13 protein-coding genes are annotated in these 19,948 nt (G+C 68.3%); 12 read left to right on the top strand and 1 reads right to left on the bottom strand.

Annotation, left to right across the window (positions count from 1 at the left end):
- The first annotated feature begins 22 nt into the window (after positions 1 to 22).
- The 12 genes from AC3EF3_RS08765 to glgA all read left to right on the top strand — a co-directional run bounded on the left by AC3EF3_RS08765 (position 23) and on the right by glgA (position 19,019).
- A complete protein-coding gene (locus AC3EF3_RS08765; protein ID WP_488531767.1) occupies positions 23 to 1,210 on the top strand; it encodes an ABC transporter substrate-binding protein in 1,188 nt (395 codons plus the stop codon).
- A 52-nt stretch (positions 1,211 to 1,262) separates the two neighbouring features.
- The gene (locus AC3EF3_RS08760) at positions 1,263 to 1,883 is read left to right on the top strand and encodes a LysE family translocator (RefSeq protein ID WP_488531766.1); all 621 of its coding nucleotides are present in this window, start codon (positions 1,263 to 1,265) and stop codon (positions 1,881 to 1,883) included.
- Positions 1,883 to 2,746 (top strand): branched-chain amino acid ABC transporter permease, encoded by an 864-nt coding sequence (locus tag AC3EF3_RS08755; RefSeq protein WP_488531765.1) that lies wholly within the window; start codon positions 1,883 to 1,885, stop codon positions 2,744 to 2,746. Before AC3EF3_RS08760 ends, AC3EF3_RS08755 begins: the two co-directional genes overlap by 1 nt.
- Positions 2,743 to 3,738, top strand: a complete 996-nt coding sequence (locus AC3EF3_RS08750) for a branched-chain amino acid ABC transporter permease (RefSeq protein WP_488531764.1) — start codon at positions 2,743 to 2,745, stop codon at positions 3,736 to 3,738. The genes AC3EF3_RS08755 and AC3EF3_RS08750 overlap by 4 nt, the downstream gene beginning before the upstream one ends.
- Complete coding sequence (locus tag AC3EF3_RS08745) at positions 3,731 to 4,483, top strand: ABC transporter ATP-binding protein (RefSeq protein WP_488531763.1); 753 nt, start codon at positions 3,731 to 3,733, stop codon at positions 4,481 to 4,483. The genes AC3EF3_RS08750 and AC3EF3_RS08745 overlap by 8 nt, the downstream gene beginning before the upstream one ends.
- Complete coding sequence (locus AC3EF3_RS08740) at positions 4,480 to 5,193, top strand: ABC transporter ATP-binding protein (RefSeq protein WP_488531762.1); 714 nt, start codon at positions 4,480 to 4,482, stop codon at positions 5,191 to 5,193. Before AC3EF3_RS08745 ends, AC3EF3_RS08740 begins: the two co-directional genes overlap by 4 nt.
- Positions 5,194 to 5,325: 132 nt before the next feature.
- Positions 5,326 to 7,260 carry a 1,4-alpha-glucan branching protein GlgB gene (gene glgB, locus AC3EF3_RS08735; RefSeq protein WP_488531761.1) on the top strand — a complete coding sequence of 645 codons (1,935 nt, stop codon included), beginning with the start codon at positions 5,326 to 5,328 and terminating at the stop codon, positions 7,258 to 7,260.
- Positions 7,247 to 8,539: a glucose-1-phosphate adenylyltransferase gene (locus AC3EF3_RS08730; protein ID WP_488531760.1), complete on the top strand. Its 1,293-nt coding sequence runs from the start codon at positions 7,247 to 7,249 to the stop codon at positions 8,537 to 8,539. Before glgB ends, AC3EF3_RS08730 begins: the two co-directional genes overlap by 14 nt.
- A complete protein-coding gene (glgX, locus tag AC3EF3_RS08725) occupies positions 8,536 to 10,725 on the top strand; it encodes a glycogen debranching protein GlgX (RefSeq protein WP_488531759.1) in 2,190 nt (729 codons plus the stop codon). The genes AC3EF3_RS08730 and glgX overlap by 4 nt, the downstream gene beginning before the upstream one ends.
- Positions 10,709 to 12,514, top strand: a complete 1,806-nt coding sequence (treZ, locus tag AC3EF3_RS08720; protein WP_488531758.1) for a malto-oligosyltrehalose trehalohydrolase — start codon at positions 10,709 to 10,711, stop codon at positions 12,512 to 12,514. Before glgX ends, treZ begins: the two co-directional genes overlap by 17 nt.
- A complete protein-coding gene (locus AC3EF3_RS08715) occupies positions 12,511 to 17,562 on the top strand; it encodes a malto-oligosyltrehalose synthase (RefSeq protein ID WP_488531757.1) in 5,052 nt (1,683 codons plus the stop codon). Before treZ ends, AC3EF3_RS08715 begins: the two co-directional genes overlap by 4 nt.
- The gene (gene glgA / locus AC3EF3_RS08710) at positions 17,559 to 19,019 is read left to right on the top strand and encodes a glycogen synthase GlgA (protein WP_488531756.1); all 1,461 of its coding nucleotides are present in this window, start codon (positions 17,559 to 17,561) and stop codon (positions 19,017 to 19,019) included. Before AC3EF3_RS08715 ends, glgA begins: the two co-directional genes overlap by 4 nt.
- Before the next feature lie 4 nt (positions 19,020 to 19,023).
- Here glgA and AC3EF3_RS08705 read toward each other — a convergent pair whose 3' ends face one another.
- The gene (locus AC3EF3_RS08705; RefSeq protein ID WP_488531755.1) at positions 19,024 to 19,938 is read right to left on the bottom strand and encodes a LysR family transcriptional regulator; all 915 of its coding nucleotides are present in this window, start codon (positions 19,936 to 19,938) and stop codon (positions 19,024 to 19,026) included.
- Between the last annotated feature and the right edge of the window lie 10 nt (positions 19,939 to 19,948).

Here is a 19,948-nt window from a genome sequence, read left to right as displayed (position 1 = left end):
ACAATCTGAAAAAGGAGACTCCATGACCACCCGCCGCCTCGTCCTCACCCGCAGCGCCGCCGTCGTCGGGGCCGCGTCCGCGGGCCTGCTCCTTCCCGGGATCGTCCGCGCGCAATCGAACAAGGTGCGCGTCGGCTTCATGCTCCCCTACACGGGCACGTATGCGCAGCTGGGCGTCGCGATCGAGAACGGCGTGCGCATGGCGATCGCCGAAAAGGGCGGCAAGCTCGGCGGCCGCGAGATCGAGTGGTTCAAGGTGGACGACCAGTCCGAACCCGCCAAGGGCGTGGAAAACGCCAACGTGCTCGTGCAGCGCGACAAGGTGGACGTGCTGATCGGCACCGTCCACTCGGGCGTGCAGATGGGCATCCAGAAGGTCGTGCGCGACAGCGGCACGCTGTGCATCATCCCCAACGCCGGTGTGCACGCGGCTACCCGTGCCCTGTGCGCACCGAATGTGTTCCGCACCTCGTTCACCAACTCGCAGCCGACGCTGGCCCTGGGCAAGCCCATGATGGACAAGGGCCTGAAGAAGGCCGTGTGGATCACGTGGAAGTACGCGGCCGGCGACGAGGCCTTCGAGGGTTTCCGCGACAGCTACACCAAGGCCGGTGGCACCATCGTCAAGGAGCTGGGCCTGCCCTTCCCCAACGTGGAGTTCCAGGCGCTGCTCACCGAGATCGCGTCGCTCAAGCCCGATGCCGTGGCCTGCTTCTTCGCCGGCGGCGGTGCGGCCAAGTTCATCCGCGATTACGCCGCGGCTGGCCTGAAGGACAAGATCCCGTTGTGGGGCTCGGGCTTCCTCACCGAAGGGGTGCTCGATGCGGCCGGCCCTGCCGCCGAAGGCATCATGACCACGATGCACTACAGCGATTCGCTGGACACGCCGCGCAACAGGCAGTTCCGCCTCGATTACGCCAAGGCTTTCAAGCTGCAGCCCGACGTCTACGCCGTGCAGGGCTACGACAGCGGCCAGCTCCTGGTGCAAGGCGCGGCCGCCGTGAAGGGCGACCTGGCGAACAAGCAGGCACTGTACAAGGCGATGGAATCGGCCGTGATCGACAGCCCGCGCGGCAAGTGGACCATGAGCAAGGCCCACAACCCGGTGCAGGACATCTACCTGCGCCGCGTCGAGAAGGGCGAGAACAAGGTGGTCGGCGTCGCCGCCAAGGCGCTGGCCGATTCCGGCGCGGGCTGCAAGATGGCCTGATTCGACTGCCGCGATGACAATGGGAGGTGACGGCCTCCCATTTTTTTGCCCGATGACGCTCTCGACCTACCTGCTCTACCTGCTCGCCGTGACGCTGTTGATCGTCACGCCCGGTCCCACCATGCTCATGACGCTCACCAACTCGGTGAACCATGGGCCGTGGCGCGCGCTCGCCTCGCTCGCCGGCGCTCTCGCCGCGAACTTCGCGATCATGATGCTGTCCGCGCTCGGCCTGGGCGCTGTGCTGGCCGCGTCCGAAGCGGCGTTCACCGCGCTCAAGGTGATAGGCGCGGCCTACCTGACCTGGCTGGGCGTGCGCACGTTCCGCAACGGCGGCGGGCTGCAGCTCGGCGCCGATGCCGCGCCGCGCGGGCGGTCGCTCTTCATGCAGGGCGTGCTGGTGGGCGCGAGCAACCCGAAGTCGCTCCTTTTCTTCACGGCGTTCTTCCCGCAGTTCATCGACCCGGCCGCGGCCTTCGCGCCGCAGTTCGCCGCGCTGTCGCTCACGTTCGCATTCGGTGATTTCCTGATCCTGGGCCTGGCCGCGTTCGGTGTCGGGCGCGTGGCGCCCTGGCTGCGGCGGGCGCATGTCGTGCGCTGGATCAATCGCGTGTGCGGCGGCCTGTTCGCGACGCTCGGCGGCCTGCTGCTCCTCGCCCGCCGCCACGCGTGATGGACGTCGCCAACTTCCTGATCCAGCTGCTCAACAGCGTGCAGTATGGGCTGCTGCTGTTCATGCTCGCGGCCGGCCTGACGCTGATCTTCGGCATCATGGGCGTCGTCAACCTCGCGCACGGCAGCTTCTACATGCTGGGCGCGTACCTCGCGTGGTCGCTGGCGAGCCTGTCGGGCAGCTTCACCGTCGCGGTGATCGGCGGTGCGATCCTGTCGGTGATCTTCGGCCTGGTGCTCGAACGCATCCTGTTCCGCCATTTCTACGACCGTGACCACCTCGACCAGGTGCTGCTCACGTTCGGCCTGATCTACATCTTCGAGGAGGTGCGCTCGCTCCTGTGGGGCGACGACGTGCACGGCGTGACCATTCCCTCGCTGCTGTCCGCGTCGGTGCCGCTCACGGAAAACCTCTCCTACCCCGTTTACCGGCTGTTCATGTCGGGCGTGTGCATCGCGCTCGCGCTGGGCCTGTATTTCCTCATCTCGAAGACGCGCCTGGGCATGAAGATCCGCGCCGGCGCGTTCAATCGCGACATGGCCGAGGCGCTGGGCGTGAACATCAGGTTGATCCACGCCTTCGTGTTCGCGATGGGCGTGGCGCTCGCGACCGTCGCCGGCATGATCGCCTCGCCCATTTCCAGCGTCTACCCGAACATGGGCTCGCAGGTGCTGATCATGTGCTTCGTCGTGGTCGTGATCGGCGGCATCGGCTCGGTGCGCGGGGCGCTGATCTCCGCGCTGCTGGTGGGCTTCGTCGACACCTTCGGCAAGGTGCTGCTGCCGCAGGTGGCGGGCATGCTGGTCTACATGCTGATGGCGGCCGTGCTGCTGTGGCGACCCGAGGGCCTCTTCAAGCAATGAGCACGAAGGCCAATCTCGAGAGCTTGCCGCGCACGTTGCAGGTCGTGCTGGCCGTGGGCTTCCTCGCGCTGGCGGTATTCCCATTGGTCGGCAGCGACTTCTACGCGCAGATGGTCGCCCGCATGATGATCCTGGGCATCTTCGCGATGAGCCTGGACCTGCTGCTCGGCGTCACCGGCCTGGTCTCGCTGGGGCATGCCGCCTTCTTCGGCCTGGCCGGCTACGCCCTCGCCTTTCTCACCCCCCAAGGCGAGCCCGTGAGCCTGTGGTGGACGCTGCCCGCAGCCGTCGGTGCATCGGCGCTGGCGGCGCTGGTGATCGGCTTCTTCGTCGTGCGCACCAGGGGGATCTACTTCATCATGGTGACGATGGCCTTCGCGCAGATGGTCTATTACCTGTTCTTCGACAACAAGGTGCTGGGCGGCTCGGACGGCATCTACGTGAACTTCAAGCCCGACGCGAAGCTGTTCGACCTGGAGAACAAGCGGGTCTTCTACTACTTCACGCTGTCCATGCTGCTGGCGGTGTACGTGTTCCTGCGGCGATTGCTGTTCAGCCCGTTCGGCCGCACGCTCGCGGGCATCCGCGTGAACGAGCACCGCATGCGCGCGATCGGCTACGGCACTTTCGGCTACAAGCTGGCCGCCTTCACGCTCGCCGGGGCGCTGGCGGGCCTGGCCGGTTACCTGTGGGCCGCGCAGACCGGCTACGTGAACCCGGAGCTGATGGGTTTCCACACCAGCGCGCACGCGATCATGATGGTCATCCTCGGCGGCATGGGCAATTTCGCCGGCGCGATCGTCGGCGCGTTCGCCTTCGAATGGCTGCTGCACGTCTTCCAGGACCTCCCCGCCATCGGCGGCTTCCAGACGGGCAAGCACTGGCAATTGTGGATGGGCCTGTTCATCGTGCTGGTCGTGACTTTCGCGTCGCGCGGGTTGATGGGCGCGGCCGCGCGCGTCATCGCGGGCAAGGACAGGCGCCATGAGTGACGCGCTTCTTGCCGCGACGAAACTGACCAAGCGCTTCGGGGGCCTGGCCGCGGTGAACGACGTCTCGCTCGAGCTGCACCAGGGGCGCCTGCACGCGGTGATCGGGCCCAACGGCGCGGGCAAGTCGACGCTGACCAACCTGCTCGCGGGCGACCTGCCGCCCACGAGCGGGCGCGTGCTGCTCGCGGGCCAGGACGTCACCTCGTGGAGCCCGGAGCGTATCGCGCGTGCGGGTCTCGGCCGCAGCTACCAGAAGACCAACATCTTCCTGCCCTTCACCGTCTGGGAAAACGTGCGGCTCGCCGCGCAGTCGCGCAAGCCCCACGCGGCGCGGTGGTTGAACCTCGCGACGGCTTTCGGCGAGACGAACGAGCGGGCCGAGCGCGCCCTGGAGCTCGCCGGCCTCGCCGAGCGGCGCGGCGCCATCGCGGGCGCGATCAGCCACGGCGAACAACGGCAACTGGAAATCGCGATGACGCTCGCCACCGGGCCGCGCGTGCTGCTGCTCGACGAGCCGCTCGCGGGCATGGGCACGATGGAAGCCGAACGCATGGTGCAATTGCTGCTGAAGATCAAGCCCGACCACGCCATGATGCTGGTGGAGCACGACATGGATGCCGTCTTTGCGCTCGCGGACCAGCTCACGGTGATGGTCAACGGTCAAGTGATCGCCACCGGCACGCCGCCGCAGATCCGCGCCGATGCGAACGTGCAGGCGGCGTATCTGGGGGAGGAGCACGCATGAACGAGCTTCTCATCGACGCCACGGGCCTGAACACCTACTACGGCCAGAGCCATATCCTGCGCGGCATCGACTTCCGCGTCGCGCGCGGCGAGACGGTCGGCCTCATGGGGCGCAACGGCATGGGCAAGAGCACATTGCTCAAGACCCTCATGGGTCTCGTGAAGCCGCGCGCGGGCACCGTGCGCATCGCCGGCCGTGACATGACTTCGCGCGCGCCCTACGAGATCGCGCAACTGGGCATTGCCTACGTGCCCGAGGGCCGCGGCATTTTCGGCAACCTCTCCGTCGAGGAGAACCTCAGGATGGCGGCGCGCCCGGGCACGCGCGGACAGCGCGACTGGACCTACGAGCGCGTGCTGACCACCTTCCCGCGCCTGAAGGAGCGCCTCGGTCACGGCGGCCAGCAGCTCTCGGGCGGCGAACAGCAGATGCTCACGATCGGCCGCGCGCTGATGACGAACCCCGACGTGCTCATCCTCGATGAAGCCACGGAAGGCCTGGCGCCCCTGATTGCGCGCGAGATCTGGCGCATCTGCGCGCTCATCCGTGAAAGCGGCATCTCGAGCGTGATCGTCGACAAGAACTGGAAGCACGTCACCGAGGTCACCGACCGCAACGTGATCCTCGTCAAGGGCGAAGTCGTGTTCGCCGGAACGTCCAGCGAGCTGCGCGCCCAGCCGCGGCTGCTCGAGCAGTACCTGGGCGTCTAGTGCCCTGCGCTGACGCGCGCGTCGGCGCACTCTCTTTCCGTCTGTAGGCGGCGGACTACGTCGCATCGCCATCGCTTCCTGCATGGCCGCGCAGGAGCGCCAACCAGAATTCGTCGCTCGGGCTCGGGCGGCATGATCAACTCCAATTCCAACACGACCACGACAACCCACGGCGGCGCCGGGACCTGGCGCGGTGCGCACCACCACCGCCAGTTCGAGGTGATGGGCGCGCACGCGGTCGACCGCGGCACCCACTTCACCGTCTGGGCGCCCAACGCCCGCTTCGTCGGCGTGATCGGCACCTTCAACGGCTGGAACTGCCAGCCGTTGCACCGCCTCGACGACGGCAGCGGCCGCTGGATGGGCTTCTTCGAGAACGCGCGCCACGGCGACTACTACAAGTTCCGCATCCAGGGCATCGAGGGCGACTGGTTCGACAAGGCGGACCCGTACGCCTTCCGCGCCGAGCACCCGCCTGGCACGGCCTCGCAGATCTGGGACCTGTCGCACCACTGGGGCGACCGCGAATGGATGGCCCGGCGCGGCCGGCTGCAATCGCATCGCGCGCCGATCTCGATCTACGAAGTCCACCTCGGCTCGTGGCAGCGCCAGGAGGACGGGCGGTTCCTGAACTACCGCGACATCGCGGTGCGCCTCGCGACGCACTGCCACAACATGGGCTTCACGCATGTGGAACTGCTGCCCGTGTCCGAGCATCCGTTCTACGGGTCGTGGGGCTACCAGACCACCGGCTACTACGCGCCTACGGCACGCTATGGCACGCCGCAGGACCTGATGACGCTGGTGGACACATTGCACCAGGGCGGCATCGGGGTGATCTTCGACTGGGTCGGCTCGCACTTCCCCTCGGACCCGCATGCGCTGGCGCGCTTCGACGGCACGGCCCTGTACGAGCACGAGGATCCGCGCCAGGGCTTCCATCCGCAGTGGAACAGCCTGATCTTCAACTACGGCCGCTACGAGGTGCGCGATTTCCTCATCAGCAACGCGCTCTTCTGGCTGGAGAAGTACCACTTCGACGGCCTGCGCGTCGATGCGGTCGCCTCGATGCTGTACCTCGATTTCGCGCGCGGCCCGGGCGAATGGATCCCCAACCAGTACGGCGGCAACCAGAACCTCGAAGCAGTGAGCTTCCTGCAGGACCTGAACGCGGCCGTGTACGCGCAGTTCCCCGACATCCACATGATCGCCGAGGAGTCCACGGCATGGCCCGGCGTGTCGCGGCCCGTCCACCACGGGGGGCTGGGCTTCGGCATGAAGTGGAACATGGGCTGGATGAACGACACGCTGCGCTACGTATCCCGCCCGCACTTCTTCCGCCGCTGGCACGGCGACGACGTGCGCTTCTCGGCCGTGTACGCGTTCTCCGAGAACTACGTGCTGCCGCTGTCGCACGACGAAGTGGTTCACGGAAAGGGCAGCCTGCTGGCACGCCAGCCCGGCGACGAGTGGCAGCGGTTCGCGGGCCTGCGCAACCTGTACGGGTACATGTGGACGCACCCGGGCAAGAAGCTGCTTTTCATGGGCAGCGAGTTCGCGCAGCCCGACGAGTGGCATCACGAGCGCACGCTCGACTGGCACCTGTGGGCGCGGCCTTATCACGCGGGCACCGCGCGCTGGGTGGCCGATCTCAACGCGGCCTACCGCCGCATCGCGGCGCTTCACGTGCACGACTTCGAAGGCGTCGGGTTCGATTGGCTGCCGCTGGAGCATTACGACCCGACGATCCTGTGCTTCGTGCGCCGGGCCGAGGTGAATCAGCCGCTTGCCATTGCCATCGTCAACATGACGCCACAGCCACGCTACGGCCTGCGGCTGGGCGTGCCGCACCCCGGCCACTGGTACGAGGTCCTGAACAGCGACGCAGCCGTCTACGGCGGCAGCGGTGTCGGCAACCTCGGCCGCGCCGTCGCGTCGAACGCTCCCCTGCACGGCCAGGCGGCAACGCTGGAGTTCACCTTGCCGCCGCTGGCCATGGTCCTCTTTTCCGACGAACCCTACGACCTGAACTCACCTCTTACCGGAGTCGCCGATGCCCGCCACTAGAAACGTCCTGGCTTTCGTCATGGCCGGCGGTGAAGGCTCGCGCCTGCATCCCCTCACCGCCAACCGATGCAAGCCGGCCGTTCCCTTCAACGGCAAGCATCGCATCGTCGATTTCGTGCTTTCCAACCTGGTGAACTCCGAGATCTATTCGACCTACCTGCTGGTGCAGTACAAGTCGCAGTCGCTGATCGAGCACATCAGGCACACCTGGGCGATGGCGCGCTTCATGCCGCAGCACTTCATCACGGTGGTGCCGCCGCAGATGCGCAACGGCCGGGAGTGGTTCCAGGGCACGGCCGACGCTGTCTACCAGAACATCCACCTGATCGAGAGTTTCAAGCCCGACATCGTGGCGGTGTTCGGCGCCGACCACATCTACCGCATGGACGTCCGGCAGATGCTCGACTTCCACGAGAAGTGCGGTGCACACGCCACGGTGGCGACACTGCCCGTGCCGATCGAACAATGCGACCAGTTCGGCATCGTCGAGACCGACGACCGGCACCGCATCGTGGATTTCAAGGAGAAGCCGCGCAGCGCCCGGCCCATGCCGGGCCGCCCGTCGCACGCGCTGGCCTCGATGGGCAATTACATCTTCGACGCCGACGTGCTGCTCGAGCAGCTGCATCGCATGCATGAGCAGCACACCAGTGACTTCGGCAAGCACATCCTGCCGGGCATGGTGAAGTCGCACAAGCTGGTCGCCTACGATTTCCACAGGAACGTGATCCCCGGCGTGCAGCCTCATGAAGAGCCGGGCTACTGGCGCGACGTCGGGACCATCGATGCCTACTTCGAGGCGCATTTCGACACGCTGGGCGCCGCGCCCCGCTTCCGGATCACGAACCGCCAGTGGCCCATCTATGCCAGTCCGGACGAGGCCGAATCGGCCCAGATCGAGAACGGCGTGATCCACCGCTCCGTGGTCGGCAGCGGTAGCATCGTGGACGGGGCGACGCTCGACCACGCGATGCTCAGGCGCTCGGTGACGGTCGAGAGCGCGGCCCGGCTGGAGCACTGCATCATCATGGAACGTTCCCGCATAGGCACCGGCGCGCAGGTCCGCCGCGCCATCATCGACCAGGACAACGACGTGCCGCCCGGTGTGCGCATCGGCTTCGAGGAGGATGAGGACCGGCGACGCTTCCACGTGACCGAAAGCGGCATCGTCGTCGTACCCGCCGGCTACTTCCCGCCGCGCAGCGGGTTGTCGCGCCCGACGAGGCCCGCGGCCTCCGGCAAGGAACCGAATCCCGGCCCCCTGGAGGTGCTTGCATGACGGCACGCGCCGTCGCCAAGCATCACGCTGTCCGCCGCAAGACTCCCGCCGACTCCGCGGCACCGCACCGCTGCGAACGCGGCCGTCCCTGGCCGCTCGGTGCGACGCTCGAACCCGGTGGGGTGAATTTCGCGATCCACTCGAGCGCCGCCGACCAGGTCGAACTGTGCCTGTTCGATGCGGGCGGTGCACGCGAGATCGAACGCATTCCCCTGCCCTGCCGCACCGACGACGTGTGGCACGGCTTCGTGCCGGGGGTCGCAGCCGGTACGAAGTACGGCTTGCGTGTGCACGGCCGCTACGAGCCCGACCTGGGCATGCGCTGCAACCCGAACAAGCTGCTGCTCGATCCGTACGCGCGAGCCATCGACCGGCCGCTGCACGGCGCACCCTGGCAGTACGCCTACAGGCTCGGCGGGCCGGACCGCGACCTGAAGATCGACACGGTCGACAACGCGCCGCTCGCGGCCAAGTGCGTGGTGTTCGACCCGGCGTTCGACTGGGAGGGCGACACGCCGCCGGGCGTTGCGCTCGAGGACACCGTCATCTACGAAACGCACGTGCGCGGATTCACGATGCAGATGCGCGAGCTGCCGCAGGAGCAGCGCGGCACCTTCGCGGGCATCGGGTCCGGAGCGGCGATCGCACATTTCCGCAGGCTCGGCGTGACGGCGATCGAGCTGTTGCCGGTCCACGCGTTCAACGACGAGCGGCGCCTGATGGACATGGGCCTGGCGAACTACTGGGGCTACAACACCGTCGCCTACTTCGCGCCCGAGCCGCGCTATTGCCTGGGCGGCGATGTCAACGACTTCCGCCGCATGGTCAAGGCGCTGCACGCCGCCGGGCTGGAAGTCATCATCGACGTGGTCTACAACCACACCTGCGAAGGCAACCACCTCGGCCCGACGCTGTGCTTCAAGGGCATCGACAACGCCTCGTATTACCGCCTCGCGCCGGACCGCCGCCACATGATGGACTACACGGGGACGGGCAACACGCTGGACGCGAGCCACCCGGCGACGCTGCGCCTCGTCATGGACAGCCTGCGCTACTGGGTGGAAGAGATGCACGTGGACGGCTTCCGGTTCGACCTCGCCCCCGCGATCGCACGCAACGGCGCCGGCGCGTTCGACCACCGATCGCCGCTTCTCTCGGCCGTGGCGCAGGACCCGGTGCTCAAGCGCGTGAAGCTGATCGCGGAGCCCTGGGACGTCGGGCCGGGCGGCTACCAGGTCGGGGGCTTTCCGCCCGGCTGGTCGGAGTGGAACGGCCGCTACCGCGACACGGTGCGCGACTTCTGGCGCGGCGCCGACGGCTCGGTGCCCGACTTCGCCGCGCGCCTGTGCGGATCGGCCGACATCTACGGGCCGAGCCGCCGGTCGCCCTCGGCCAGCATCAACCTCGTGACCGTGCACGACGGCTTCACGCTGCACGACCTCGTCTCCTACAACGAGAAGCACAACGAATCGAACGCCGAGGACAACCAGGACGGCGAAAGCCACAATCGCAGCTGGAACTGCGGGTTCGAAGGGCCGACCGAGAAGATCGACATCGTCCAGCTGCGCGAAAGGCAGAAGCGCAACTTCCTCGCGACGCTGTTCGTCTCGCGCGGCGTGCCGCTGCTGCTGGGCGGTGACGAGATGAGCCGCACGCAATGCGGCAACAACAATGCCTACTGCCAGGACAACCCGATCAGCTGGTTCGACTGGCGGCCCGAGCGCGCGTCCGACCCGCTGATCCGGTTCGTCCGCGCGCTCGTCGACCTGCGGCGCGAACTGCCCGTGTTGCGCGCGAACCGCTGGTTCACCGGCGAGGAGGACGAGGAAGGCCGGCGCGACATCGGCTGGTTCAGCGTATGGGGCCTGCCCATGACGCCCGAGGAGTGGACCGACCCGAAGGTGCGCGTGATCGCGGCGCTGATCGATGGCCGGTTCGTGCCCGAGGGCAAGCCGTGCGACAGCGTGCTGCTGCTCTTCAACGCGTCCGGCGAGCCGGTGTCGTTCACGCTGCCGCAGACGCCCGTCGCCGCGGGCCGATGGCGCGTGCGCGTCGATACCGCGGAAGACGCGTCGCTCGGGGATTCGCGCACCGTCGAGGGAGAACAAAAGTACGAGCTCGCGGCGCACGCGATGGCCATACTCACGCAACGAGTGGAAGGTGCAGGCGATGCGATGCCGGCATGACATGCCTGTCGGCGCGGTGCTGAACGCGCAGGGTGGCGTCGACTTCCGCCTGTGGGGGCCCGCCGCGCAGCAGGCCGAGGTCGCGACGTATGCCGGGCCCGGCGCGAAGCCGCAGTTCCATCCCGCCGAGTGCGACGCGCAAGGGTGGTGGGAATGCCATGTGGACGAAGCGGCGGCCGGCACGCTGTACCACTGGCGTATCGACGGCGAGCTGCTGGTGCCGGATCCGGCGTCGCGCCAGAACCCGCACGGCGTGCACGAGCCGAGCGCGGTGGTCGATCCGCTGCAATTCGACTGGGACGACTGGCGCGGCCGGCCGTGGAACGAGGTGGTGCTGTACGAGCTGCATGTCGGCGCCTTCACGCGCGAAGGCACGTTCATGGCGGCCTGCGACAAGCTCGAGTCGCTGGCCAAGCTGGGCATCACCGCGATCGAGCTCATGCCCGTGGCGGACTTCCCCGGTCGCTTCGGTTGGGGCTACGACGGCGTCCTGCCGTTCGCGCCGCACGCGGCCTACGGCACACCCGACGAGCTCAAGCACTTGGTCAAGGAAGCGCATCGCCACGGCCTCATGGTGTTCCTCGACGTGGTCTACAACCACTTCGGCCCCTCGGGCAATTACCTCGGCCGCTACGCACCTCAATTCTTTTCGGAAACGCACGCGAGCCCGTGGGGCGCGGCCATCAATTTCGATGGACCGGGCAGCCGCACGGTGCGCGACTTCTTCGTCCACAACGCGGTGTACTGGGTGCAGGAGTACCGCATGGACGGCCTGCGGCTCGATGCCGTGCACGCGATCGTCGACAAGGGCCGGCCGCACGTGCTCGAGGAGATTTCGCGCGCGGTGCGCGAGGCCGCCGCCGGCCGGCACGTGCACCTGGTGCTCGAGAACGAGAACAACGACTACCCGCGCCTGGCTGCCGCACCCGAGCCGGGCCGCTACGACGCGCAGTGGAACGACGATTTCCACCATGTCCTGCACGTGGCGCTCACGGGCGAGACGCAACGCTACTACCGCGACTACGGCAAGGAGCCGCTCAACCTGCTCGCGCGCTGTCTTTCGCATGGCATGTTGTTCGAGCCGTCGCCACGGGGCGAAGGCGGTGCGCGCAAGCACCCGAAGGAAGCGCCGGCGCAGCCGCTGGGCGCGCTCGTGAATTTCGCGCAGAACCACGACCAGACCGGCAACCGGCCATTCGGCGAGCGGCTGCGCGAACTGGTGCCGCCGGGCGCGGCACCGCTCGCGACGCTGCTGGCGCTGCTCACGCCCGCGGTCCCGATGCTGTTCTTCGGCGAAGAGTTCGGCGCGACCACGCCGTGGCTTTATTTCGCGGACTGGGAGGGCGACCTGCGCGATGCCGTGCGCGAGGGGCGCAAGCGCGAATTCGGCGAAGCGGTGCAGGCGCCGGACCCTTGCGATGAGAAGACGTTCGAGGCCAGCCGGCCCGACGATGCGCAACGCGAGAGCGAGGAAGGCCGGCGCTGGCTCGAGCTGGTGGAACGCGCGCTGCACGTGCGGCGCACGCATCTTGCACCGAGGCACGACCTGCTCGCGCACGGCCGGCACACCGCGCACCGCGTGGGCGACACCGGCATACAGGTGTGCTGGCGTTACGAGGATGGGCAAGCCATCGTCCTGCAACTGAATCTCGGACCGCAGCCCCTGCCCCTGCCGACGCGCATCGACGAGCTCACGGCGGGCGAGCAAATCTTCGCCCACGACTGGCCGGCCGACCTGACCGAATGGCCGGCCTGGGCCGCCCGCTGGACGATGGGCCCTCTCGCATGAGCGCCGTCTCGCGCGAGCTCGCCGAACTCGCCGAGCGCTGCGGCGTCGCGCTGCAGTACAGCAGCTTCTGGGGCGAGGACAAGCCGGTCGGCGAGGGCGTGATCCGGCGCGCGCTCGCGGCGATGGGCGTGTCGCCCGAGCAGCCGCTTCTCGCGCCCGCCAACGGATTTCCACCGGTGCGCGTGGCCGCCGAAGGTGCGCCACTGCGCATCGAGTGGCGCGGCACGCCCGCGGCCCGCACATGGCAGCTCACGCCCGCGGATGGTGCCCGGGGGGCGCGCCCGCACCATGGCGAAGTTTCGTCGCTGGGCGACGACCACACCATCGAGTTGCCTGCGGGACTGGAGCGTGGGTATTGGCACCTCACCGTGGGCGAGGCGAACGACCCGCACTGCCTCGTCATCGTCGCACCCGCCCGCTGCTGGATCCCGCCCGCCCTCGAAGCGGGCGAACGCTGGTGGGGTTGCACCGTGCAGCTCTACGCACTGCGCTCGTCGCACGACTGGGGTATCGGCGATTTCGGCGACCTGCGCCGGCTGGTGGAAATCGCCTCGCGACAGGGTGCGTCGTTCGTCGGGCTGAGCCCGTTGCACGCCCTCTTCCCGCACCGGCCCGAGGTGGCGAGTCCCTACAGCCCGTCGAGCCGCAACGCGCTGAACCCGATCTACCTGGACGTGCAACTGCTTGTCGACCAAAGCGGCTCGCGGGAAGCGGCCGCGCACGTGAACTCGGACGCATTCCAGGAAAGGCTTCTTTCGCTTCGCGGCACCGAGCTGGTCGATTACCCGGGCGTGGCGGCCGCGAAGGAAGAAGTGCTGCAGATGCTGTGGCGACACTTCGAACGGCAGGAGATCGCCCACAAGACGGCGCGCGCGGCGCACTTCGAGGCGTTCACGAAGGAGCGCGAGCAGACGCTGGGGCGCCACGCGCTCTTCGAAGCCTTGCAAGCCCACTTCTTCGAGCAGGACGCGAACACCTGGGGCTGGCCTGCGTGGCCGCGACAGTACCGCGACATCGACGCCGAGTGCGTCCAGGACTTCGCGCGCGAGCACGCCTCCGAAGTGCGATTCCGCTTCTGGCTGCAATGGCTTGCCGAATCTCAGCTCGAGAACGTGCAGCGCTACGCTCGCACGCGCGGCATGGGGCTGGGGCTGTATTGCGATCTCGCCGTGGGCGCGAACGAAGGTGGCGCCGAAACCTGGGTGCAGCCGCATCTGTACGCGCTCGGCATGCACGTCGGCGCGCCGCCCGACCCGCTCAACGCGCTCGGACAGGACTGGGGCCTGCCGCCGGTCAACCCGGTCGCGCTCCAGCGCGCGCGCTTCGGCCCCTGGATCGAGACGCTGCGCGCGAACATGCGGCACGCGGGCGCTCTGCGGCTCGACCACGTGATGGCGCTGATGCGGCTGTTCTGGACCGAAGGCGGCGAAGGCACCTACGTGCGCTACCCGCTCGACGAGCTGCTCGCGATCCTCGCGCTGGAAAGCCACCGCCACCAATGCATGGTGATCGGCGAGGACCTCGGGAACGTCGCACCCCGGATGCGCGAGGCGATGGCGCAGCAATCGCTGCTGTCGTACCGCCCGCTGCTGTTCGAGCGCAACGAGGACGGCGCGTTCAAGCAGCCTTCTCGATGGCACGCCCAGGCGCTGGCCGTCGTCAGCACACACGACCTGCCGACCCTGCGCGGCTTCTGGCTGGGCGAGGACATGCAGGTGCTGGCCCGATTGAACCTCTACCCGAACGAGGGGGCGCGCGAACAGCATGTCGTCGAGCGCGCACAGGACCGTGCCCGCCTGCTGCTCGCACTGGAACGCGAGGGCCTGTTGCCCCCCGGCGCTTCGGTGCAGCCGAGCTCAGTGCCCGACGCGACGCCCGCGTTCGTCGATGCGGTCTATGCGTACCTCGCGCGCACGCCCTGCTGGCTGGTCGGCGTGCAACTGGAGGACGTCACGGGACAACTGCTGCAGGTGAACGTGCCCGGCACGACCGAGGACCGCTTTCCCAACTGGCGGCGCAAGCTCACGATGACGGTGGACGAGCTGGCCAGCGACACGCGCTTCGCTTCGCTGGCTTCGGTGCTGCGCGCGCAGCGCAGCGGCCCGGCGCCGACCGAATCGGCCAGCGTGGAATTGCCGCCCCTCTCGACGGCGCGCATCCCGGTCGCGAGCTACCGCGTGCAGTTCCACAAGGACTGCAACTTCGACGACGTCACGCGCGCGATTCCCTACCTGCACGCGCTGGGCATCAGCCACCTCTACAGCAGCCCTTACCTGCGCGCGCGCCCGGGCAGCACGCACGGGTACGACATCGTCGACCACAACGCGCTCAACCCAGAGGTGGGCGACGCGCGCGCGTATGACCGGATGTGCGAGCAGTTGCGCAGCCACGGCATGAGCCAGATCCTGGACGTGGTGCCCAACCACATGGGCGTGCTCGAAGCCGACAACGCCTGGTGGCTCGACGTGCTGGAGAACGGGCCCGCGTCCGCGCACGCGCAGACCTTCGACATCGAATGGCACCCACTTTCGCCCGAGACCACGGGGCGCGTGCTGCTGCCGGTGCTGGGCGACCATTACGGCCGCATCCTGGAAGCGGGCGAGCTGCAACTGAAGTTCGACGCCCATGCCGGCGAGTTCTCGCTGCATTACTGGGAGCAGCGCTTCCCGATCGACCCGGCTCATTACCCCGACATCTTCGACGTGCTGCCACCGCCCGCCGCACGCACCGAGGCCGAGGCCGACAGCCATGCCGTCGTCGCGTCGGTCCTCGCCTCCTTCGGCCGCCTGCCGGGCCGCGATGCGCACGACGAGAGCGAGAAGCGCGCACGCTCGCGCGACGCCGCCGTCTTCAAGCAGACGCTCGCGCGCCTGGCGCGGCGGCACGAGTGGCTTCCCGAATGGATCCATGCCTGCCTGAAGCAGCTCAATGGGCAGGTCGGCGACGCCGCGAGCTTCGACAGGCTCGACGGCCTGGTTTCACGGCAGGCGTGGCGCCTGACGAACTGGCGCGTGGCGAGCGACGACGTGAATTACCGGCGCTTCTTCGACGTCAACACGCTCGCCGGGCTGCGCATGGAGCAGCTGTCCGTGTTCGAGGCGACGCACCGGCTCGTTTTGCGCTGGCTGCGCAACGGCCAGCTCGCGGGCCTGCGCATCGACCACCCGGACGGCCTCTCGGACCCGCAGCAATACTTCGAGCGCCTGCAATGCCATTACGCACGCGAAGCCACCGCGATCGGCCACGAGCCGCGCGCGCTGTACCTCGTCGTGGAGAAGATCCTGGCCGAGCACGAAATGCTGCCCGATGCGTGGCCCGTCCATGGCGACACGGGCTATCGCTTCTCGGGACTGGTGAATGGGCTCTTCGTCGATTCGCGGCGCGAGGGGGAAGTCGATCGGCTCTATCGCTCGTTCACCGGCGAGGCGCAAAGCTTCGACGAGATCGTCTACCGCTGCAAGAAGATCATCATCTACACGGCGCTGTTCTCCGAGCTGCGCTGGCTGGCGACGGCCATCCACCAGATCACGCGCGCCAACCGCCGCACCTGCGACTTCACCCGGCCGCGCCTGCGCGTCGCGCTGGCGGAAACGGCGGCGGCCTTCCCGGTGTACCGAACCTATTTGCGCGCGGGCGAGCCGCCGAGTGCCAACGACCGGCAACACATCGACTGGGCGGTGGCTGCCGCCAAGCGACGCCTGGGCGGCGCCGAGGCCGCGGTGCTCGATCACTTGCGCGACGTGCTGCTCGGCGAGGGCGAAGCCGTGCATGCTGATCCACGACTGCGCTCGCGCTTCATCGCCCGCTGGCAGCAGTTCACCGCGCCCGTGATGGCCAAGGCGGTGGAGGACACGGCCTTCTATCGTTACGTGCGGCTGCTCTCGCTCAACGAGGTGGGCAGCGACCCGCGCACCTTCGGGATCTCGCCCGCCGCTTTCCATGCGGCCAACCAGGTTCGCCTGCGGTTTCGCCCGCACTCGATGCTCGCGACATCCACGCACGACAGCAAACGCGCCGAGGACTTGCGCGCGCGCTTGAACGTTCTCGCCGAGGACCCGGACCTGTGGGACGAAAGCCTGCAGCGCTTCCATCACCGGGCCGAGCGCTACGTCACGCAGACCGACGCCGGACCGGCGCCGACGCGCACCGACATGTGGCTGCTGTTCCAGACGCTCGTCGGCGTGTGGCCCGCGCAACCGCCGACCGACGGTGAGCGAGACGCGCTGCGTCATCGCGTGCAGGCCTACATGCTCAAGGCGATCCGCGAAGCCAAGCTGAACACGAGCTGGACCAGCCCCGTGCCCGCCTATGAGGACGCGATGGAGCGCTTCGTCGATGCGCTGCTTCGGCCCGGCCAGCCCAATCCCTTCGTCGACGAGCTCGACCGCATGACGGCGCGGCTCGCTCCCTTCGGCTTTGGCAACAGCCTCGCGCAGGTCGCGCTCAAGTTCACCGTGCCGGGCGTGCCCGACCTGTACCAGGGCAGCGAGCAGTGGACGTTCAGCCTGGTCGACCCGGACAACCGCCGGCCGGTCGATTTCGGCCAGCTCGCGGCGCAGCTCGAAGGATTGCGCAGGCTGGCCGAGGACGGCGTGCCGAGCGCAGCGCAGTGGCACGAGCTGTGGCGCGGCGCCGCCGACGGACGCATCAAGCAGCTCGTCACCTGGCGGCTGCTCCAGTTGCGCGGCGCCCTGCACAAGCTGTTCCAGCACGGCGGTTACCTGCCGCTCGCGCCACGCGGGGAAGCAGCCGACCATGCGATTGCCTTCGCGCGGCACCATGAAGGCGACGTCATCGCCGTGATCGCCGCGCGATGCACCTACACGCTGTGCGGCGGCGACGAGGCGTGCTGGTCACCGTCCCTGTGGCGCGACACGCAAGTCGACCTCGAGGCCGAGGCGGTGTCGCGCATCCCGCGCTGGCGCAACTGGCTCACGGGCGAGGAGATCGAGGTGCCGCGCACGGGCGAAGCCTCGCTTTCCCTGGAGCGCGTGTTCGCGCAGGCACACGGCCTGCCCTTCGCCGTGCTGCACGGGAGAGCGCCATGAAGATCCTGTTCGTCACCCCCGAATGCGCACCTTGGGTGAAGACTGGCGGGCTCGGCGACGTGAGCGGCGCATTGCCACCCGCGCTGTCGCGCCTGGGCCATTCGGTGCGCGTGCTGATGCCCGCGTACACCGGGATGAAAGTGGAAGGCGATGTCACCGAAACCGTGGACCTGCCGGCGGACGGCCGCTGGCCCGCGGCGCAATTGATGACCGTGGAGACCCCTGCGATCACGCTGGTGCTGCTCGCCTGCCCGGCGCTGTACGACCGGCCGGGCGGCCCGTACGTCACGCCGGAAGGCCACGACCACCACGACAACGCGTTCCGTTTCGGCTTCCTCGCGCACGTGGCGGCCCGCGTCGGCATGCCGATGTCCCCGCTGCACGGCTGGCAGGCCGATGTCGTGCACGCCAACGACTGGCCCTGCGGCCTCGCACCCCTGTATCTCGCCGATTGGCGCGTGTCGCTGCCGCAGCACCAGCGCGCCGCCAGCGTCATCACGATCCACAATATCGCCTTCCAGGGCATCTTTCCGATGCAGTTCGCGGACGTGCTCGGTGTGCCATGGCATTGGCGCGGCATCGACGGCGTGGAGTTCTGGGGCCAGCTGTCGATGTTGAAGGCCGCGCTGCAGTTCGCGGACGCGATCACCACCGTCAGCCCGAGCTACGCCCGGGAGATTCGTACCGAGGCGTTCGGCGCAGGTCTCGAAGGTGTGCTGCAGGCCCAGGCGCACAAGCTCACGGGCATCCTCAATGGAATCGACACGCAGGCGTGGAACCCGCAGGCCGACGCGCACCTCGAGCATCCCTACGGCGCCCCCGACCTGTGGAACAAGCACGCGAACAAGCTCGCCTTGCAGGACCGCTGCGGGGTGGCCGTGGGCGAACGCGCGATGCTGTTCGGCGTGGTGAGCCGCCTCACTTCGCAGAAAGGGATCGATCTCGTGCTCGGCGCCATCGAGACGATCGTCGCGCGCGGCGGGCAGCTCGTCGTGCTCGGGCAAGGCGAGCCGGCCTTGCACGACCGCTTGCGCGCCGCCGCGCAACGGCACCCACAGGCCGTGGCGGTGCGCTTCGGCTTCGACGAGGCGCTGGCGCATCGCATCGAAGCGGGCATCGACTGCTTCCTGATGCCGTCGCGCTTCGAGCCTTGCGGCCTGAACCAGATGTACAGCCAGGCCTACGGCACGCCGCCGATCGTCGCGCCGGTCGGTGGGCTCAGGGACTCCGTGATCGATGTCGACGCCGACCCGGTGAACGGCAGCGGGTTCGTCATGGACTCCTGCGACGCCGCGGGACTGGCCAACGCGCTGGACCGCGCATTCGACGCGTACTCCGATCCCGCGATCTGGGAACGCATCCAGCGCAACGGGATGGCGCGCAAGTTCGGCTGGGAGGAAAGCGCGGCGCGATATGTCGAAGTGTACGAACGCGCATTGGCCACAGCGCGTCGCTGACGCGTCACGTCGGGCAGCCGATCCCCTCGCCCGTCACGTTCTCGCCGAGGAAGTCGAGGAAGCGCCGGATCGCCGGCACCAGGCCGCGCCGCGACGGGAACACGGCGTGGATGATCGCGGTCGGCGGCGCCCAGCCGGGCAACACTTCCTCCATGCGCCCTTCCCGGATGTCGCGGTGGCACAGGTAGTCCGGCAGCACGCACATGCCGGTGCCCTCGATGACGAGATGCCGCAGCGTGACCAGGTCGTCGGCCGTGACGCAGGGCTTGTGCTGCACCGTGAACTCGCGGCCGTGCGGACCTTTCAGCTGCCAGCTGGCGCGCCCGTCGGCGGCCGACATCGCCACGCTCGGGAGCCGCCCGATGTCCTCGGGATGCTGCGGCCGGCCTTCGCGGGCCAGCAGCTGCGGGTTCGCCACGAGCAGCGCGTTGGTCGGCGAGAGCTTCTTCACGATCAGGCTGCCGCTGTCGTCCACCGTGGCCCGCACGCGCAGCGCGACGTCGACGCCTTCCTGCACGAGGTCGATCACGCGGTTGGTCACGATCATGTCGAGGCGCACGTGCGGATGGTCGGCCAGGAACTTCGGCAGGATCGGCCCCACCGTCGTCTGGGCCAGCGTCGTCGGGCAGGTGACGCGGATGGTCCCGCGCGGCTCGTTCTGCACGAGTGCCACCGCCTCTTCCCCCGCCTCGGCCTCTTCGCGCATCGCCACGGCATGGCGGTGGTACAGCTCGCCCGCTTCGGTCAGCGACAGCTTGCGCGTGGTCCGCTGCAATAGCCGCACGCCCAGGCGCTGCTCCAGCTCGGCCACGCGGCGCGACAGCTTCGACTTCGGGATGCCGAGTTCACGCCCGGCAGCGGCGAAGCCGCCGCGGTCCACCACCTCGGCGAAGTAGTACATATCGTTGAGATCTTGCATGGATTGTCCT

Source organism: Ramlibacter sp. GS1-15 (genome assembly GCF_057785015.1).
The sequence above is the reverse complement of the archived record's forward strand: the minus strand, read 5'-3'. Positions and strand labels throughout refer to the sequence as shown.

What these genes read in the sequence shown, in the direction of transcription:
- AC3EF3_RS08765 (WP_488531767.1), top strand. Translation starts at nt 23, where the DNA reads ATGACCACCCGCCGCCTCGTCCTCACCCGCAGCGCCGCCGTCGTCGGG.
- AC3EF3_RS08760 (WP_488531766.1), top strand. Translation starts at nt 1,263, where the DNA reads ATGACGCTCTCGACCTACCTGCTCTACCTGCTCGCCGTGACGCTGTTG.
- AC3EF3_RS08755 (WP_488531765.1), top strand. Translation starts at nt 1,883, where the DNA reads ATGGACGTCGCCAACTTCCTGATCCAGCTGCTCAACAGCGTGCAGTAT.
- AC3EF3_RS08750 (WP_488531764.1), top strand. Translation starts at nt 2,743, where the DNA reads ATGAGCACGAAGGCCAATCTCGAGAGCTTGCCGCGCACGTTGCAGGTC.
- AC3EF3_RS08745 (WP_488531763.1), top strand. Translation starts at nt 3,731, where the DNA reads ATGAGTGACGCGCTTCTTGCCGCGACGAAACTGACCAAGCGCTTCGGG.
- AC3EF3_RS08740 (WP_488531762.1), top strand. Translation starts at nt 4,480, where the DNA reads ATGAACGAGCTTCTCATCGACGCCACGGGCCTGAACACCTACTACGGC.
- glgB (WP_488531761.1), top strand. Translation starts at nt 5,326, where the DNA reads ATGATCAACTCCAATTCCAACACGACCACGACAACCCACGGCGGCGCC.
- AC3EF3_RS08730 (WP_488531760.1), top strand. Translation starts at nt 7,247, where the DNA reads ATGCCCGCCACTAGAAACGTCCTGGCTTTCGTCATGGCCGGCGGTGAA.
- glgX (WP_488531759.1), top strand. Translation starts at nt 8,536, where the DNA reads ATGACGGCACGCGCCGTCGCCAAGCATCACGCTGTCCGCCGCAAGACT.
- treZ (WP_488531758.1), top strand. Translation starts at nt 10,709, where the DNA reads ATGCGATGCCGGCATGACATGCCTGTCGGCGCGGTGCTGAACGCGCAG.
- AC3EF3_RS08715 (WP_488531757.1), top strand. Translation starts at nt 12,511, where the DNA reads ATGAGCGCCGTCTCGCGCGAGCTCGCCGAACTCGCCGAGCGCTGCGGC.
- glgA (WP_488531756.1), top strand. Translation starts at nt 17,559, where the DNA reads ATGAAGATCCTGTTCGTCACCCCCGAATGCGCACCTTGGGTGAAGACT.
- AC3EF3_RS08705 (WP_488531755.1), bottom strand. Translation starts at nt 19,938, where the DNA reads ATGCAAGATCTCAACGATATGTACTACTTCGCCGAGGTGGTGGACCGC.